This window comes from Ensifer sp. R-19 (assembly GCF_049905105.1).
In the GTDB taxonomy this organism is placed as follows: domain Bacteria; phylum Pseudomonadota; class Alphaproteobacteria; order Rhizobiales; family Rhizobiaceae; genus Ensifer.
Window position 1 is genome coordinate 2,985,392 of record NZ_CP184569.1, and the last position, 17,163, is coordinate 3,002,554.

General features: G+C 62.3%; 19 protein-coding genes. 6 read left to right on the plus strand and 13 right to left on the minus strand.

The annotated features are described in order from the left end of the window. Nucleotides 1-92 precede the first annotated feature (92 nt). From tolB to tolQ, 4 genes are all read right to left on the minus strand, one after another. Nucleotides 93-1,403, minus strand: coding sequence for a Tol-Pal system beta propeller repeat protein TolB (gene tolB / locus ACN9MO_RS14580; RefSeq protein WP_057254696.1), 1,311 nt, complete (start codon nt 1,401-1,403; stop codon nt 93-95). Between the two features lie 79 nt (nt 1,404-1,482). Continuing rightward, on the minus strand, nt 1,483-2,562 hold the full coding sequence (locus tag ACN9MO_RS14585) for a hypothetical protein (protein ID WP_112997173.1): 1,080 nt from the start codon (nt 2,560-2,562) through the stop codon (nt 1,483-1,485). A gap of 9 nt (nt 2,563-2,571) precedes the next feature. Then, nucleotides 2,572-3,024, minus strand: coding sequence for a protein TolR (tolR, locus tag ACN9MO_RS14590; RefSeq protein WP_110879104.1), 453 nt, complete (start codon nt 3,022-3,024; stop codon nt 2,572-2,574). A 27-nt stretch (nt 3,025-3,051) separates the two neighbouring features. Next, nucleotides 3,052-3,774, minus strand: coding sequence for a protein TolQ (gene tolQ, locus ACN9MO_RS14595; protein ID WP_057254694.1), 723 nt, complete (start codon nt 3,772-3,774; stop codon nt 3,052-3,054). Between the two features lie 295 nt (nt 3,775-4,069). Between tolQ and ACN9MO_RS14600 the strand changes: the two genes are divergently transcribed. Both ACN9MO_RS14600 and ligD read left to right on the plus strand, forming a co-directional pair. After that, on the plus strand, nt 4,070-4,378 hold the full coding sequence (locus ACN9MO_RS14600; RefSeq protein ID WP_113132260.1) for a hypothetical protein: 309 nt from the start codon (nt 4,070-4,072) through the stop codon (nt 4,376-4,378). Continuing rightward, on the plus strand, nt 4,378-6,123 hold the full coding sequence (gene ligD / locus ACN9MO_RS14605; protein ID WP_112997174.1) for a non-homologous end-joining DNA ligase: 1,746 nt from the start codon (nt 4,378-4,380) through the stop codon (nt 6,121-6,123). The genes ACN9MO_RS14600 and ligD overlap by 1 nt, the downstream gene beginning before the upstream one ends. Here the strand turns inward: ligD and ybgC are convergent. Next, nucleotides 6,120-6,605 carry a tol-pal system-associated acyl-CoA thioesterase gene (gene ybgC / locus ACN9MO_RS14610; protein ID WP_058321040.1) on the minus strand — a complete coding sequence of 162 codons (486 nt, stop codon included), beginning with the start codon at nt 6,603-6,605 and terminating at the stop codon, nt 6,120-6,122. The genes ligD and ybgC overlap by 4 nt on opposite strands. A 126-nt stretch (nt 6,606-6,731) precedes the next feature. Between ybgC and ACN9MO_RS14615 the strand changes: the two genes are divergently transcribed. Genes ACN9MO_RS14615 through ACN9MO_RS14625 form a run of 3 tightly spaced genes read left to right on the plus strand, consistent with a single transcriptional unit; the run spans nt 6,732 to nt 9,708 of the window. Then, nucleotides 6,732-7,952 (plus strand): NAD-dependent epimerase/dehydratase family protein, encoded by a 1,221-nt coding sequence (locus ACN9MO_RS14615; protein WP_112997176.1) that lies wholly within the window; start codon nt 6,732-6,734, stop codon nt 7,950-7,952. Continuing rightward, a complete protein-coding gene (locus tag ACN9MO_RS14620; RefSeq protein WP_057254689.1) occupies nt 7,949-8,809 on the plus strand; it encodes a glycosyltransferase in 861 nt (286 codons plus the stop codon). The genes ACN9MO_RS14615 and ACN9MO_RS14620 overlap by 4 nt, the downstream gene beginning before the upstream one ends. Then, on the plus strand, nt 8,806-9,708 hold the full coding sequence (locus ACN9MO_RS14625) for an NAD-dependent epimerase/dehydratase family protein (RefSeq protein WP_112997177.1): 903 nt from the start codon (nt 8,806-8,808) through the stop codon (nt 9,706-9,708). The genes ACN9MO_RS14620 and ACN9MO_RS14625 overlap by 4 nt, the downstream gene beginning before the upstream one ends. Nucleotides 9,709-9,729: 21 nt before the next feature. Here the strand turns inward: ACN9MO_RS14625 and ACN9MO_RS14630 are convergent, their stop codons facing one another. From ACN9MO_RS14630 to ruvC, 4 genes are all read right to left on the minus strand, one after another. Continuing rightward, nucleotides 9,730-10,632, minus strand: coding sequence for a metallophosphoesterase (locus ACN9MO_RS14630; protein WP_057254687.1), 903 nt, complete (start codon nt 10,630-10,632; stop codon nt 9,730-9,732). Continuing rightward, nucleotides 10,633-11,673: a Holliday junction branch migration DNA helicase RuvB gene (ruvB, locus tag ACN9MO_RS14635; protein WP_057254686.1), complete on the minus strand. Its 1,041-nt coding sequence runs from the start codon at nt 11,671-11,673 to the stop codon at nt 10,633-10,635. A gap of 95 nt (nt 11,674-11,768) precedes the next feature. Continuing rightward, nucleotides 11,769-12,386 (minus strand): Holliday junction branch migration protein RuvA, encoded by a 618-nt coding sequence (gene ruvA, locus ACN9MO_RS14640; protein ID WP_057254685.1) that lies wholly within the window; start codon nt 12,384-12,386, stop codon nt 11,769-11,771. Between the two features lie 119 nt (nt 12,387-12,505). After that, entirely contained in the window at nt 12,506-13,018 is a 513-nt protein-coding gene (gene ruvC / locus ACN9MO_RS14645) for a crossover junction endodeoxyribonuclease RuvC (RefSeq protein ID WP_057254837.1), read from the minus strand. A gap of 171 nt (nt 13,019-13,189) precedes the next feature. Between ruvC and ACN9MO_RS14650 the strand changes: the two genes are divergently transcribed. Then, nucleotides 13,190-14,191: an LLM class flavin-dependent oxidoreductase gene (locus ACN9MO_RS14650; RefSeq protein WP_057254684.1), complete on the plus strand. Its 1,002-nt coding sequence runs from the start codon at nt 13,190-13,192 to the stop codon at nt 14,189-14,191. An 8-nt stretch (nt 14,192-14,199) separates the two neighbouring features. On the opposite strand, the gene ACN9MO_RS14655 is transcribed toward ACN9MO_RS14650, so the two are convergent. The 4 genes from ACN9MO_RS14655 to ACN9MO_RS14670 form a co-directional block, all read right to left on the minus strand. After that, nucleotides 14,200-14,829: an HAD hydrolase-like protein gene (locus ACN9MO_RS14655; RefSeq protein ID WP_057254683.1), complete on the minus strand. Its 630-nt coding sequence runs from the start codon at nt 14,827-14,829 to the stop codon at nt 14,200-14,202. Between the two features lie 71 nt (nt 14,830-14,900). Continuing rightward, a complete protein-coding gene (locus tag ACN9MO_RS14660) occupies nt 14,901-15,647 on the minus strand; it encodes a YebC/PmpR family DNA-binding transcriptional regulator (RefSeq protein WP_057254682.1) in 747 nt (248 codons plus the stop codon). An 85-nt stretch (nt 15,648-15,732) separates the two neighbouring features. Then, complete coding sequence (locus tag ACN9MO_RS14665; protein WP_425985409.1) at nt 15,733-16,215, minus strand: hypothetical protein; 483 nt, start codon at nt 16,213-16,215, stop codon at nt 15,733-15,735. 17 nt (nt 16,216-16,232) lie between these two features. Further along, entirely contained in the window at nt 16,233-17,066 is an 834-nt protein-coding gene (locus ACN9MO_RS14670; protein ID WP_112997178.1) for an MBL fold metallo-hydrolase, read from the minus strand. Between the last annotated feature and the right edge of the window lie 97 nt (nt 17,067-17,163).

Here is a 17,163-nt window from a genome sequence, read left to right on the forward strand (position 1 = left end):
CCACATTTTCCCGCCGCAAATCGGGTCAGGCCAGAGCGGGATGAGGAAAACTGTGTGCGGTTTTCCGCCCGCATCCCGCTCCTCATCGTGATCTACTCGAGCAGCGGCGACCAGGCCGGGTCGGATGCGAAGCCCTGCGTCTGGATCGGCTGCTCGTTGTAGCCGGAAATATCGATCGAATAGAGCTGCGGTCCGCCGGCACCGGCGCCCTGACGGAAGAACATCAGCACGCGGCCGTTCGGCGCCCAGGTCGGCCCCTCGTTGTGGAAGCCGGTGGTCAGGATGCGTTCGCCCGAACCGTCGGGCTTCATCACGCCGATCGAGAACTTGCCGCCCGACTGCTTGGTGAAGGCGATGAGGTCCCCGCGCGGCGACCAGACCGGCGTCGAATAGCGACCGTCTCCGAAGGAGATGCGACGCTGGCCGGAGCCGTCGGCACCCATGACGTAAATCTGCTGGCCGCCGCCACGGTCGCTTTCAAAGGCGATCTGGCTGCCGTCAGGCGAATAGGACGGTGCCGTGTCGATCGCGGCCGTGTTGGTGAGGCGTGTCGTCGTGCGCGAGCGCAGGTCCATCGTATAGATGTTGGCGTTACCGTCCTGCTGCAGGCTCATGATCACGCGCTGGCCATCAGGCGAGAAGCGCGGCGAAAACGTCATGCCGGGGAAGTTGCCGACGACTTCGCGCTGTCCGGTCTCGAGCTGCAGCAGGTAGACGCGCGGCTGCTGGTTTTCGAACGACATGTAGGTGACTTCCTGGCGGTTCGGCGAGAAGCGCGGCGTGAGCACGATGTCGTTGGAATTGGTGAGCGCACGGGCGTTGAACCCGTCCTGGTCCATGATGGCCAGCTGACGCTTGCGCGCCGTCTTCGGGCCGCTTTCGGCGACATAGACGATGCGCGTGTCGAAATAGCCCTTTTCACCGGTGACGCTCTCATAGATGGCGTCGGCGATGATGTGGGCGACGCGGCGCCAGTTTTCCGGCTGGGTGAAGAACTGCTGGCCGGTCATCTGCTTGCTACCGAACGTATCCCACAGGCGGAACTCAGCCTTCAGCCTGCCGTCGCCTTCCTGCGTCACGCGGCCGGTGACAAGCGCCTGCGCATTGATGACCTTCCAGTCCTCGAAGCGCGGCGTGGCGTCAGGATTGCTGATCTTCTCGATGAAGGCGCCCTTGTTGATCGGTGCGAATAGGCCGGACCGCTTGAGGTCGGCTGCGACAACGTCGGAGATCTTCTGGCCGAGTTCACCCTGGAGGAAGTCGGTAACCGCGATCGGCAAGGGCTCGACCTTGCCTTTATTGATGTCGATGACAACTTCCGCGTTTGCGGGCGCTGCCGCCACGACGGCGACCAACATGCCCGCAGCCACCATCAGGGCACGGAAAAGAGAGACCTTGATCATAGAGACAAGCCTTTCAGCTTAGTATGAAGGGTTTGCAGGGTTGGTTTGCTATCCGGCATGGGTTCCAATACCGGCAGCGTTAAAGCGCGAATTCCGAGGGGTCGAAATTCAGCACGAGGGTATTCCATCCTTTTTCGCCTTCATATTTTTCGGGCGGCAGGTTTTGTAGCGGAGCTGAGCGGCGGAGCGCGCGCATGGTGCTGCTTTCAACAGCGCGGCGCGTACCCTCAGGCCCGCCGGTTGCGGTGACCTCAGGCTCGCCGACGATGTTGCCGGCCGGATCCAGCTGTACGCGGATCGTGACGCGAACCTCCGCGACACCAGTCAAGCCGGCGGTCAGCGCCCAATTGCTCTGGATCTGGCCCTTCACGCCGTCGATCTCGTTGGCGCTGAGGCCCACGCCGACGGTCTTCTTGCCGCCGAGCGCCGCCTCTTGCGTCGAGCGCTTGGCGCCACCGGCGGACGGATCCTGCCGGTTGAGCAGCGCTGCAATCTCGTCGGCGTTGAACTTGCTTTCCTCGGTGGAGGCTGCCTTCTTCTGTTCCTTCGGCGTTGCCTCGTTCTTGCGCTCAGGCGTTTTGGCGCTCTGGGCCGGCTTTTCGACCTTGGGCTTTGCGGCCGGCGTCGGCACCTTTTCGGGCAACGCTTCGGCTTCCGGGTTCTCCGCCGGCTTTTCTTCGGCTGGCGCCGGTTCCGGCTTGGTTTCCGGTTTCACTTCCTGCTTCGGTTCCGGCAATGCCGCAACTTCGGTCGCAGGCTCGGAGGCGGGCTTCGTCTCCTCGACCTTCTTGATTTCCTGTTCGACCGGATCGGGCGTCGGCTCGGGCTTTTCGTTCTTTTCCGGAGAGGCCGTGGCTTCGCTCTTCGACGGCTTGGCGTTCGGGGTCGGCGGCGTCTTCAGGTCCGTGTCGTTGTCGCCGACATTCTCGGCAGGCTGGTTCGTTTCCGGACGCTTGGTCGGAACCGGCGACGACGTCTCCTTCTTCGGCGCCTTCTTGTCGCCCTGCTGAACCTGCGTCATTTCCGAGTAGGGAACGATGTCGACAGGCAGAGCCTCGACGTCGGCGACCTGAAAGTCAGCCGGGCTGCCAAGCGACACCAGCGCCCAGGTCAAGACCATGGCGTGGAGGACAGCAGATGTAGCGAGACTGCCCTTCATCGTGGACGATCACTTTTCCTGTTCTTGCAGCGTCACGAGGCCGAGGTTCTTGAACCCGGCGGCCGAGATGCGTGCCATGACCTTCATCACCGTGCCGTAGTCGGCATTGGTGTCGCCACGAACATAGATGCGTTCGTTGTAACCGGTGGTGGCAATCGCCTCGAGCTTCGGCACAACCTCTTCGATCGCGATCGGCGTTTCCTGCAGGAAGATCTCGCCGGCCGGATTGACCGAAACGGTGATCGGCTGCGTATCGGAGTTGAGCGCCTTCGCCTGCGTTTCCGGCAGGTCGATCGGCACGCCGACCGTCATCATCGGTGCTGCCACCATGAAGATGATGAGCAGCACCAGCATCACGTCCACGAAGGGCGTGACGTTGATTTCGCTCATGATCGCTTTCCTGCCGCCGCGGCGACGACGACCGCCGCCCGAACCCTTGGCTCCGCCAACCGACATACCCATCAGCGTGGTCTCCGTATTCTCTGGCGATTATTGCGCGGCCTGACGCGGGCTCTGCAGCTTCTCGTCGATCTGCCGCGACAGGATGGCCGAGAACTCGTCGGCGAAAGCTTCCATGCGCGCCGAGAGCTTGCCGGCGTCGGCCGAAAACTTGTTGTAGGCGATAACTGCCGGGATAGCGGCGAGAAGGCCAATCGCCGTGGCGAGCAGCGCTTCGGCAATACCGGGCGCCACGACCGCAAGGTTGGTCGACTTCGAACCGGCGATCGCCTGGAACGAGGTCATGATACCGACGACCGTACCGAAGAGGCCGATGAAGGGTGCGGCCGAACCGATCGTCGCGAGCGAGCCGAGGCGGGCTTCGAGCGATTCCGATTCCCGTGAAAGCGTCACGTCCATGGCGCGGTCGATACGCATCTGCAGGCCGATCGGCGAGCGGGCGCCGCGTTCGAAGCTCTTCTTCCATTCGCGCATGGCGGAAACGAAGATCGCCCCCATGCCGGCGGTCTGCCGGTCGGCAAGCGTGCGGTAGAGCTCTTCCAGCGACTGTCCGGACCAGAACACCTGCTCGAAGCTATCGAGCTGACGGCGCACACGGCCGTAGTTCAGCGTCTTGTCGACGACGATCGCCCAGGTCCAGACCGAGGCGGCAATCAGCCCCAGCATGACCAGCTTCACGACAAAGCCCGCCTGCATGAACAGCGACCAGAGGGTCACATCGTGCGTCGCAGCGGCCAATCCAACCTGTTCCATCGTCTTCAGTCCCCGAATCCAAACACCCGGCAAGAGCTGCTCATGCTCGTGACCGGGTAGCCCAAACGTCCTGTTTGCAAGAATGCCCGGCACCGCCGTAGATCGCACCATCGCGACCTTTATTAGCTTTAGGTTGCCTTCTTGCCGTCAATTTTGGTCAAAGGATGACGTGCACTGCACAAATCCTGATGCAGTGATTAAGACACCATTATGGTTAAGCAACCGTTACCGAACTGTGTCTTTGCAGTATCATCTGGCCGCCGGAACTTACGTTCGCCGGGCACGTTTCTTCGCCATGGCTCAGCAGACGACACGACAGCGCGACAAACGGCCCTCCTCACCGCATTTTGATCCACGGGACCGGCTGATCCTGGCGCTTTACGCCCAACTCAAGGCCGAGCGCGAAACCCGCGCGGCGTTGGAGGACGCGCTTGCCCACGGCGTTCTGTCGTCCGATGTCCTTCAGGCAATCATCTCCGATCCAGTTCCGGTTGTCACAAGCGAGGATATCGCCCACATCGAACGGGCCCTCGCCCACGAGACCCGACCGACTGAATCCAATGATGGGACGCCAACCCTCCGACGATTGAGTGGAGGCGGGTAATGGCTGCACGCCGTGATCCGCTCGCCGAATACAACAAGCGCCGCGATTTCAAGGAGACCCGCGAGCCCAGAGGCAGCCGCAGCCACAGCCGGTGGAAGCGCAAGCGCTTCCTGGTGCAGAAACATGACGCGACGCGCCTGCATTACGATTTCCGGCTGGAATGGGACGGGGTGCTGAAAAGCTGGGCCGTGACCCGGGGACCGAGCCTCAACCCGCAGGACAAACGTCTCGCCGTTCGCACCGAAGACCACCCGCTTGCCTATGGCGATTTCGAAGGAACAATCCCCGAGAAGCAATATGGCGGCGGCACCGTCATGTTGTGGGACACCGGCTGGTGGGAGCCGGAAAACGATCCGGATGAAGGATTGCGCGAAGGCAAGCTGACGTTTCATCTGCACGGTGAGCGCCTGCAAGGTGGCTGGGCGCTGGTCCGCATGCGGCCACGCCCTGGCGAGAAGCGCGAAAACTGGCTGCTCATCAAGGAAAGTGACGACATCGCCACCGAAGATGGCGAAATTCTCTTGGAGGATCATCAGACGAGCGTCACCACCGGCCGGACCATGGACGAGATCGCCGCGGGAGAAGGCGAACGGAAGAAACATGTCTGGGCTTCCAACAGGAGCACATCAGAGAACCTCAGGGCCGGCGCAGTCGATCCGCCGTCGACGAAACAGAGCAAATCGCCCACACTCTCGACCAGGACGATTTCCGAGGGGCAACGGAAGCGCAAGGAGGCAAGTGCCGTGACACCCGAAACGCCGAAACCGGCAACGAAGTCCCGGGGCAAATCCCAGGTGAAAGCCGCGAAGGCGTCGAGCACGAAAGATAGCTCGAGCGCAGCAGAGGAAACGGTCCTCGGCGTGCGGATCACCCATCCGGAGCGGATCCTGTTCGAAGGTCAGAGCATCAGCAAACTCGATCTCGCCCGCTACTATGCCGTCGTCGCGGATCGGATGTTGCCATACGCCGCCGAGCATCTGCTGTCGCTTGTCCGCGCCCCGCAAGGCGTCAAGGGACCACGTTTTTACCAGAAGCATGCGAGTGAAGGCTTCCCGGACGAGATCAAGGAAGTTCCCGTCACGGAGAGCTCCGGCGAGACCGAGAACTACATGTATGTGCGCGACGCCAAAGGAGTGGTCGCTGCCGTGCAGATGGGCACGCTGGAGTTCCACATCTGGGGCTCGCGCTTCGACAAGCTTGAGACCCCCGATCGGCTGATCTTCGACCTCGACCCCGACGAGGGCCTCGACTTCGCGGTGGTCAAGACGGCGGCCGTGGCGCTGCACGACGCGCTCGACGAGATCGGGCTGAAATCGATACCGATGGTCACGGGCGGCAAGGGCGTCCATGTCATCGTGCCATTGGTAGCGCGGGCCACCTGGCCAGAAGCCAAGGGCTTCGCCAAGACCTTTGCCCAGGGTTTTGCCGAGCGCGAACCGGACAATTTCGTCGCCACCATGTCGAAGGAGAAGCGCAAGGGCCGCATCTTCATCGACTGGCTGAGGAACGAGCGCGGCGCGACCGCGATCGCCCCCTATTCCACGAGAGCACGATCCGGCGGACCGGTGGCAACACCCATCAGCTGGGACGAGCTTTCCGCGCTTGAAGCCGCCAACGGCTTCCGGATCCCCGACATTCTCGAACGGATTGAAAGCGGCATAGATCCCTGGCGGGACCTGGCGAAGGTCAGGCAATCCCTGACCAGGAAGATTCTGGACAAGCTCGGAGTCGAGGACGTCGACTAAACCGTGTTTGTCGAGGACGTGCCGGGCTGGCCGGCGCTCTCCTTGGCGTGATGGAACTTGTAGGCTAGCGCCTCCGGCAGCCGCCGCGGCCGGCCCTGGCCGTTGATGACGGCGATGATCACCTTGGAGGCGATCAGCAGTTGCTCGCCGCGACGGATTTCCTGCAGCAGCACCATCTTGGCGCCGCCGGCCTTCTCCGTGACCGTGGTGATCGTCAGGATATCGTCCATACGCGCAGGCAGCTTGAAGTCGATTTCCATGCGGTGGACGACGAAGACCAGACCTTCGCTGTCACCTTCGATCGCGAGCGTCGCCTGTTCGACGCCGAGCAGGCGCAGGAAATCGGTGCGGGCGCGCTCCATGAAGTGCAGGTAGCGGGCGTGATAGACGACGCCGGAAAAATCGGTGTCTTCGTAATAGACGCGCTGGATCAGCCGATGGCCGTTTTCGGTCAGTTCGCCTGCAAGCGAAATCAGGGACATGCTTTTCTCCGCAAGTACATCCCGTTTCCTGTGCAGGAACAAAAAGCCATTTGCAAGCATTGCAGCGTTGTCACAATCCTATCCTATCACGTGACGGACTTCCTTCCCTCGATCAGGAGAACGTGCATGAAGATTGCGATTCTCGGTGGCGACGGTTTCGTCGGCTGGCCTACGGCTCTTCACCTGTCCGATACGGGCCACGACGTCCATATCCTCGACAATCTCTCCCGCCGCTGGATCGATACGGAACTCGGCGTGCAATCGCTGACGCCGATGGATTCGATCCAGGAACGCACCCGCATCTGGCATGCAGAAACCGGCCGGCGCATCCATTTCAATCTCATCGATCTTGCCCGCGACTACGAGCTCCTCAAGAACTGGCTCGCCGAGCATCGCCCTGATGCCATCGTGCATTTGGCCGAGCAGCGCGCCGCGCCCTATTCGATGAAGAGCGACCGCCACAAGAACTACACGGTCAACAACAACGTCAACGCCACGCACAATCTCCTGAACGCGCTGGTCGAACTCGGGCTCGACGCCCATCTCGTGCATCTCGGCACCATGGGCGTCTATGGCTATTCGACCATTGGTGCTGCGATCCCCGAGGGCTATCTGCCTGTCGGTATCGAGACGATGGGCGGCGAGACCGTCAGCCAGGAAATTCTCTATCCGTCCAATCCCGGCTCGATCTACCACATGACCAAGTGCCTGGATCAGTTGCTCTTCCAGTTCTACGCCAAGAACGACGGCCTCAGGATTACCGACCTGCACCAGGGCATCGTCTGGGGCACCCATACCGAGCAGACGCGCCGCCACGCCCAGCTCATCAACCGCTTCGACTATGACGGCGACTATGGCACCGTCTTGAACCGTTTCCTCATTCAGGCGGCGATCGGATATCCGCTGACGGTACATGGCACCGGCGGCCAGACGCGCGCCTTCATCCACATCCAGGATTCTGTCCGCTGCATCGAGCTGGCGCTGAAGAACCCGCCCGCCCGCGGCAGCCGCGTCGAGATATTCAACCAGATGACCGAGACCCACCGGGTGCGCGACCTCGCCGAGATGATCGCAGCGATTTCAGGATCGCAGATCGCCTGGCTGCCGAACCCGCGCAAGGAAGCGGCCGAGAACGAACTCGTCGTGCACAATGAGAAGTTCTTAGGCCTCGGCCTCAACCCGACGCGGCTGCAGGACGGGCTGCTGTCGGAAATCGTCGATGTCGCGAAGAAATTCGCCTATCGTGTCGATAGAACGCGCGTGCCTGCCGTCTCCGCCTGGACCAAGGACATCGCGCCGCTGATCAACCACGACCCAGAGGGCAAGCGGCTGAAATCCGTTTCATGACATCAAACGACCCTTCGGAGGGGCTGCGCCCCTCCTCGCCACCCTTGGCCGATCATGCCTTCGTGACGCTCGTCACTAATGCCGACTATGCGCTCGGTGCCCGCGCGCTCGCACGCTCCATCCGGCTCACGAGCACCAAGGCGGATATCGTCGTGCTCCATACGGGCGGCGTAGCGCTCGAAGCACTGGCGCCGCTGGCCGAGTTCGGCTGTCGCCTGATCGAGACCGATCTCTTGCCGCTTTCCGATGCCTTCAACGAGCGTCATCAGCGCCGGAACGTGCATGAGAAGGCACCCTTCACCAAGGGCCGCAAACCGGCCTTCCACTCGCCGCTCGACAACTTCTGCAAGCTCAGGCTCTGGCAATTAACCGAATACTGCCGCTGCGTCTTCATTGATGCCGACGCGGTTGTGCTCCGCAACATCGACCGGCTGTTTGCCTATCCGGAATTCTCCGCGGCCCCGAATGTCTATGAAAGCCTCGCCGACTTTCACCGGCTGAATTCCGGCGTCTTCGTCGCCGAACCGTCGTTGGCGACATTCGACAGGATGCTCGACCGGCTCGACGCACCCGATGCCTTCTGGCCACGCACCGACCAGACCTTCCTACAAAGCTTCTTCCCGGATTGGCACGGCCTGCCGGTGACGATGAACATGCTGCAATATGTCTGGTTCAACATGCCCGCGCTCTGGGACTGGCGCTCGATCGGCGTGCTGCACTACCAGTATGAAAAGCCCTGGGAAAAAGACCATCCGCGTGCCGGGGCCCTGCGGCCACTGATCGACCTCTGGTTCGCCTACCTGACCGGGGACGACATTCCGGAGATCGCCTCCCTCCCCAATCCGGCGCACCGATGAGCAGGGTGCTGGTCTCCGGCGGCACCGGCTTCGTCGGCCGCTTCATCGTCGAGCATTTGATCGCCCATCGCTACGAGGTGCTCGTTAGCGGCCGCCATCCCCCCGATAACAGCTTTTTCTCGCGCAACCTCCCCTTCGTTCCGCTCGTCCTCGATCTGGATCGCGATCAGTCCGCCGCGTTCGATGGCATTGACGGCTTTGTTCATGCCGCCTTCGACCATGTCGAGGGCAAATATCGCGGCGGTGAAGGCGATGATCCGGAGGGCTTTCGCCGTGCGAACATCGATGGCTCGATCCGCCTGTTCGAGACCGCTCGCGCTGCCGGCGTCAAACGCTGCGTCTTCCTGTCGAGCCGCGCCGTCTACGGCAGCAGGCGCCCAGGCCCCATCGACGAGACATTCGCACCCGATCCGGACACGCTCTATGGCGCGGTGAAGGTCGCCGTGGAAGATCACCTACGCCTGCTTGCGACCGAGGATTTCAGCGTGGCAAGCCTGCGCGTCACCGGCGTTTACGGCGCGGCCGCTCCTGGCAGGCAGCACAAATGGGCCGAGCTGTTTGCGAACTATCTTGATGGAAAACCGATCCAGCCTCGGATCGGCACCGAAGTTCACGGCGACGACGTCGGCGCCGCAGTACGGCTCATGCTGGAAGCGGATAGCGACACCGTGCGCGGTGAGGTCTTCAACGTTTCGGACCTGCTGCTCGATGTCAGGCAAATCCTGTCGGTGGTGCAGACGCTGACCGGGTCTCGGCACCCATTGCCGGAGGCCGCTTCAGCGGATGGCTATCTCGTCATGTCGACCGAAAAGTTGCGCCGGCTTGGCTGGCAACCCGGCGGATCCGAGCTGTTGGCGACGACGATCAGGGAGTTGGTCACAGACAGCAAGTCGGCGTAAAACCCCCGACGCCTGACCGGGCTAACCGAGGTCGATGACGACGATCTCCGGCGGCACGCCGAAACGGACCGGTGCAAGCGAGCAGCCGAGACCGCCGGAGACGATCAGGTTGCGGTCGTCCTCGACCATGTGCCCATAGGCATAGCGATCGCCGAAACGCGAAGGCACCACGGGCGCGAAGCCGAGAAGCCGCACCTGCCCGCCATGGGTATGACCCGACAGTGTCAATGCGACCCGTGGGGGAACGCTCGGGAAGATGTCCGGCTCATGTGCCAGCAGAACGACCGGATCACCGTCATTCACCTGTGCGAGCGTGCCGTCGAGATCGTCGAGACCCGCCATGCGCTGGCGCTGCCACTTCTTGCCCGGCACCAATGCAAGCTGGTCTTCGAGACCGGCGATCCAGAAGCCCTGCCCGTCCTTTTCCAGCCGGATTGCCCGGTTGCTGTAAACGTTGATGCCGACATCCTGCAGCGCCTTGTGCCCGAAGGTCGGACCGCCGCCATTTTTCTGCGCGGTCTTGTCCTCCCACCAGTCGTGATTGCCCATGACGGCATGCACGCCGAGCGGCGCCGAGAGGGTCGCAAGCGCCTTCGCCCATTCGCTGGAATGCACGTAGCGGGTCACGAAGTTCATGCCGGCCGCATAATCGCCGAGCAGCACCGTCACGTCGCCGCCCAGCGCGTTGGCCTGACGGCAGATCGAAGCGATGCGACCTGCCGGCATCCAGGGCTCGCAGGCATGGATATCGGCGAGCGCGACGACGCGCAGCTTCAACCCGGGCGTCCAGCCGGGCGGCGTCAGGGTGTAGCGGGTCACGTTCAGCCGGGCCAACGGCTCGACGGCGAAGGCGTAACCGCCGAGCGCCGCCATGCTGGCGATACCGCCGCCGATCACTTTCAATAATCCGCGGCGGGTAATCATCTATTCGTCCTCGAGTGTCAGCCGGAACTGCGTCGCCTCGACCTCTTTCGGCGGGTTGAGGCCGATATGTTTCCAGGCATTTGCGGTCAAGATACGACCGCGCGGCGTACGCTGTATGAAGCCCTGCTGGATCAGGTAGGGCTCGATGATGTCTTCGATCGCATCACGCGGTTCCGAGAGACCGGCGGCGATGGTTTCGATGCCGACAGGCCCGCCGGCGAAATTCTGTGCGATCATGAAGAGATAGCGGCGGTCGAGCTGGTCGAGCCCCATATTGTCGACCAGCAGCCGCGTCAGCGCCTCGTCGGCGATCTTCCTGGTCACGGCTTCGGCGCGCGCCACTTCGGCGAAATCGCGCACCCGCCGCAACAGCCGGCCGGCAATACGCGGCGTACCGCGGGCGCGGCGGGCGATCTCGCGCGCGCCATCGTCTGTCATGCCGAGGCCCATCAGCCGGGAACCTCGGCGCACGATCGATTCCAGTTCCTCGACCGTGTAGAAGTTGAGGCGCACGGGAATGCCGAAACGGTCACGCAGCGGCGTGGTCAAGAGGCCGAGGCGGGTCGTCGCCGCGACCAGCGTGAACTTCGACAGATCGATCTTTACCGAACGCGCCGCCGGGCCTTCGCCGATGATCAGGTCGAGCTGGAAATCTTCCATCGCAGGATAAAGAATTTCCTCGACCGCCGGATTGAGCCGGTGGATCTCGTCGATGAAGAGCACGTCGCGTTCTTCGAGATTGGTAAGCAAAGCCGCAAGGTCGCCAGCCTTGGCGATAACCGGACCGGAGGTCGAGCGAAAGTTGACGCCGAGTTCCTTGGCCATGATCTGCGCAAGCGTCGTCTTGCCGAGGCCGGGCGGGCCAACGAAGAGCACATGGTCCAGCGCCTCGCCGCGGTTCTTGGCCGCTTCGATGAAAATCTTCAGGTTGGCGCGCGCTTCCGCCTGGCCGGTGAATTCGTCCAGCGACTGCGGGCGCATGGTCGCATCGAGATCTTCACCGCGCTTTTCCGGCGTTATCAGACGTGCCGCGTCAGTCATGCATTCGTTCCAATTGGTCAGTCGTCATGGCGCAGGTACTCACCTGCGTCCGGCCCTCTTCCGTTCTGCCTTGAGCGCCCCGCCAAGGCAAGCGATCATCGCGCCAGTTCCTTGAGGCCGAGGCGAATGAGCTTGGCACTGTCGCCCCCCTCACCGCCATTCTTCAACGCGGCGGCCACCGCATTGGCCGCCTGGTCGCGTGAATAGCCGAGATTGGTGAGCGCCGAAACCGCATCCGATACCGGCGCGGACGCGACCCCTTCGCCGAGTTCCTGCTTGAGGCCGATCGAGCCCGACATCTCGCCGGCAAAGGACGGTGCCTTGTTCTTGAGCTCGGTGACGATACGAACCGCCACCTTGGGCCCGACGCCCGGCGCACGCGAGACCGAGGTCTTGTCCTGCAACGCAATTGCATTTGCCAGTTCGCCCGGCGTCAAGGTCGAAAGTACCGCGAGTGCCACTTTCGAGCCGACGCCCTGCACGCTTTGCAGGAGGCGGAACCATTCCCGCTCCAGCGCAGTCAGAAAGCCGAAGAGCTTCAACTGGTCCTCGCGCACATAGGTCTCGATGAAGAGCATCGCCGCCTCGCCGGCCGATCCGAGCTTGGACAGCGTGCGCGCCGAACAAAAGGCGACATAGCCGACGCCATGCACGTCGAGCACGACATGATCCTCGCCGATCTCGTCGATGGTACCCTTCAATTTGCCGATCATATGGCGTCTCTCGCGGTGGGCTGGGATGGTCGCTCAGACCATCGGAAAATTTCTTGTCTACAGTGCCGCGCGTCTACAAGACTCGCTAAGGTCGCTTTAACACTTTAGATCTGCTGCAACTACGCCATCAATGCGGCGAGCCGGCTTGTCACCGATTGACGGTTGTGAGCATGACAAATGGCGATGGCCAATGCGTCCGCCGCATCGTTGCCCTTGAATTCGACCTTCGGCATCAGAACCTTGATCATCATGTGGATCTGCTGCTTCTCGCCGTGGCCGACGCCGATCACAGCCTTCTTGACCGCGTTCGGTGCATATTCGGCGACCCTGAGGCCCGCGCGCGCCGGCACAAGCATCGCAATGCCACGCGCCTGGCCGAGTTTCAGCGTCGCGGTTGCATCCTTGTTGACGAAGGTCTGTTCGACCGCCGCCTCGTGCGGCTGGTAGCTGTGCACCACCTCGGCAAGCCCGTCGTGCAGCTGGCAGAGTCGCGAGGCGAGATCCATCTCGCCATCGGAGGTCACCGTGCCGGAGGCCACGAAGCGCAGCGAGTTGCCGAGCGTCTCGATGATGCCCCAGCCGGTACGGCGGAGGCCCGGATCGATGCCGATGATGCGAATCGTGTTCTGCATGAAATTCACCCTATGATGCTCGCCCGGACGCTGCCAGCAAAAAGTGAACAAAACAAAAACATACGCACAGGTGAGACGGGCTTCAGGATTTCTTCGCCACTGCCCTTGGATTGAGGAAAATTGAGCTTACATAGCCTTTCATCAATTTCCCTCAATAAAGGGCTCCATGCCATGGCGACTTTCTCCGTCCTCGATCTTTCCCCGATCACGCAAGGAGGCAGCATCGCCCAATCACTCGAAAACTCGCGCCGTCTGGCCCAGGCTGCCGAGGAAAACGGCTACCAGCGCTTCTGGCTCGCTGAGCATCACGGCATGAAAGGCATTGCCAGTGCGGCGACCTCGCTGGTGATCTCGCATGTGGCCGCAGCCACGAAGACGATCCGCGTCGGCTCCGGCGGCATCATGCTGCCTAACCATTCGCCGCTGGTGATCGCAGAACAGTTCGGCACGCTGGCCGCACTCTATCCCGGCCGCATCGACCTCGGCCTCGGCCGCGCACCCGGCACCGACATGCGCACCGCCCAGGCGCTGCGGCGCAACATGGAAGCAAGCGGCAACAACTTCCCGAACGACGTCGTGGAACTGCAGGCCCTGCTCGGCCCTGTCGCAGAGGATCAGAAGATCATCGCCGTTCCGGGCGCCGATACCAACGTGCCGATCTGGCTGTTGGGCTCAAGCCATTTCAGCGCTCACCTCGCCGGCATGCTCGGCCTTCCCTTCGCCTTCGCATCGCATTTCGCGCCAGACATGCTGCTTTCGGCGCTGGAGATCTATCGCGAGCGCTTCACGCCGTCCGAGACGCTCGACAAGCCGCATGTCATGGTCGGTGTCATGGGCGTCGCCGCCGATACGGACGAAGAGGCCAACTATCTCTTCACCTCGATGCAGCAATCCTTCGTGGCGCTGCGGCGCAATGCGCGCGGACAGTTCCCGCCGCCGGTTCAATCGATGGATGGGCTCTGGAGCTATGACGAAAAGATCTTCGTCGACCATTCGATGATGTATGCCGTCGTCGGCGGGCCCGAGACGATCCGCCGGAAAATCGGAACCTTCCTCGATCAGACGAAGGCCGATGAACTGATCATTTCCATGCCGATCTTCGACATGGAGGCGCGCCTGCATTCGCTTCGCCTCTTCGCCGACGCGCAGAAGGAACTCGTCAAGGCCGCATGAAGCCGCAATCAGATCGCTCCGAAGGCCGGTGCGATTTCATCCATGCGTGAAAAGAACCGATCCGGTCCGAGCCCCTGCAGAAAGTTCGGATCGGCATAGCCCCAAGAAACGGCGCCAGCCGCCACGCCAACCTTGCGCGCAGCCTCGATGTCGCGCGCCTCGTCGCCGATCGCCAGCACGCGCGCCGGATCAAGACCGGAGTGACGGATCGCCCGCTTGAAGTGCTGCGCCTTGCCGAAAAGCGCCGCGCCACACTCATAGAGATCGACGGTCGCCGCCACGTCGCCGAGCGCGGCGCGAATGCCCTCCTCCGCGTTCGAACTGACAATCGCAATGCCGATGCCTGCCGCCTTCAATCGCAAAAGCAGATCGGCCGCACCTGGAAACAGCCGCACGGACGCGGCCTCGGACGCCATGGCCCGGCGCATGAAGCCGGCAATCTGCGGCAGCTTCCACATTGGCACGCCGAGATGCGCGATGATCTCGCGATTGCCCATCGTCCTCAGTGACTGGAATTCCTCGACGGAAAGCTCGCGGAAGCCGTAGCGCCGTGCAGCACTGTTGCACGCGGCCATGAAGCTCGCCGCCGTGTCGGCAAGCGTGCCATCGAAATCGAAGATCGCGAAGTCATAGGTCATCGGGCCATCCCAAGAAAAACCCGTGCCCTTTCGGACACGGGTGCATATTCCGGTAACGATAGGCCGTCCGATCAGGCCGACAGCTTCGCCAGGATCTCGTCCGACACTTCGAAGTTCGAATAGACGTTCTGGACGTCGTCGTCGTCTTCGAGCGTGTCGATGAGCTTCATCAGCGACTGCGCCTTTTCTTCATCGACCGGCACGGTGTTCTGCGCCTTCCAGATCGCATTGACGGTCTCGGCTTCGCCGAGCGTGTCTTCGAGCGCCTTGGAAACGTCGCCGATCGCTTCGAAACCGCAGATGATGGTGTGGCCGTCCTCGTCGGTGGTCACGTCGTCGGCACCGGCCTCGATCGCCGCTTCCATCACCTTGTCGGCGTCACCGGCGGAGAGCTTGTAGGTGATTTCGCCGACACGATCGAAGGAGAACGAAACCGAACCGGTTTCGCCAAGCGCGCCGCCGGCCTTGGTGAAGGTCGAGCGCACGTTGGAGGCGGTACGGTTGCGGTTGTCGGTCAGCGCCTCGACGATAACGGCAACGCCGCCCGGGCCGTAGCCCTCGTAGCGGACTTCTTCGTAGTTTTCCGCGTCGCCGCCGGAGGCCTTCTTGATCGCCCGTTCGATGTTGTCCTTCGGCATCGACTGTGCCTTGGCGTTCTGGATCGCCAGACGCAGACGCGCGTTCATGGCCGGATCGGCCATGCCGGACTTGGCGGCAACCGTGATTTCGCGCGCGAGCTTGGAAAACATTTTCGAGCGCACCGCATCCTGACGGCCCTTGCGGTGCATGATGTTCTTGAACTGTGAATGGCCAGCCATGGCACCCTCTGCATGCATGAATTTGAATGGAATGGGGCGCCTTATAGTTTTATTGCCGCTTTCCGTCCAGCCGGGGCGCGGCTTTTCAGTCGGCAGAGACCTGCGCACGGCTGAGCAGGAAGCTGTGCCCGTCGTCGCGGCGACAGGAAAGGCCGGTGCGTTCGGAAGCACACGCGAACGGCCCCCGTGTCCAGCTTTGCCCATAGTCGAGCACCTGAGCTGCCGAGCAGCAGCTCGGATCGCCAACGGCGTGATTGAGTGTGGCGGCCCCTGAGCGACCGAGTGTGGCGCGCACATAGCGCGGCGCGACGATATCGCAGGCAAGCTCAGGTCCGCCGTCCTGAGGCTGGTACACCGCGGTGCCGCCGGCCGGCGTGTAGACGCAGCCGATATTGCCCGACGGCATCATGAACACCTCCTGTTCGCCCACGGGCTGTGCTGCCGTCTCGGGTAGGCTTTGCTGCTGTTGTCCTTCGGGAGAGGGCATGCGCGGTGGCGGTGCGCCGCCCGCCGCGGCAAGGGTCGAAAGGGAGAGAAAAATCGAAACGCCGACCACAAGCAACTTCATTGGGCGATCCTGAGTGTTCAGACGCCCTTGAGAATATAAATCAATGGTTTGCTTGGCAAGGAACGCAACGATACTTTGATGCTGGCGCTGTCAGCGAAGCGTTTGTCGTAGTCGTCGCCGAACATGTCCAGAAAGGCGTCGATCGGCGGGCCACGGCGGTGCATCGGCAGGATCAGCGAGGCGCGCAGCCGGCTGACCACCCGGCTCATGCTCTCGGCACCCATGGTCAGGCCGCCATCGACAGGCACCATGAGCACATCGAGCCGGCCGATCTGGCGGTAATGGCTGTCGTCGAGCTCGTGATGAAGATGGCCGAGGTGACCAATGCAAAGATCCGCTACCTCGAAGATGAAGATCGAGTTGCCATCGTGCTCCATCGCGCCACCCGCACGGATATCCGTCGTGACGTTACGGATATAGGTGTCGCCCACCACAAGGTCGTGACGGGCGGGTACGCCGTTCTCGCCCCAGCCATGCAGCACATTCTTGATCGCCGGGTCAGGCGCCAGCGTATAGTGGCTCGAATGCGCCTTGTTCATCGTCGCGACAGTCGGAGGCGACGAGGGCGCGAACCAGCCATTGTAATCGGTCGCGATCGACACGCCGTCTGGCGTCTCGATCCGAAAGGTGGAATGGCCGAGATAGGTGATCGTTACCTCACCGACCACGGCCTTTCCCTTGGTGGCAGCAACGGGCGTGAAGCTGGCGAAGGTCGCCTGCGGTATGGCCTCTGCAATCGCCTGGCACTGACTGACATGGCGGGGCGGTTGCTGCGCATGCGCGACCGACGGCCAGAACGCGTGAATGAGCCAGATGGCGGCGAACGTGTAGACAAGGTACCGGAGCATCAGCCTTCACCTCTCTCACTTGCTTTCTGACCTCGGCCCGAAGGGCACGTGGCAGATAGCCGTTGCACAGCGAATGGAAGCCTTTGCCTTCGCTCGGCCT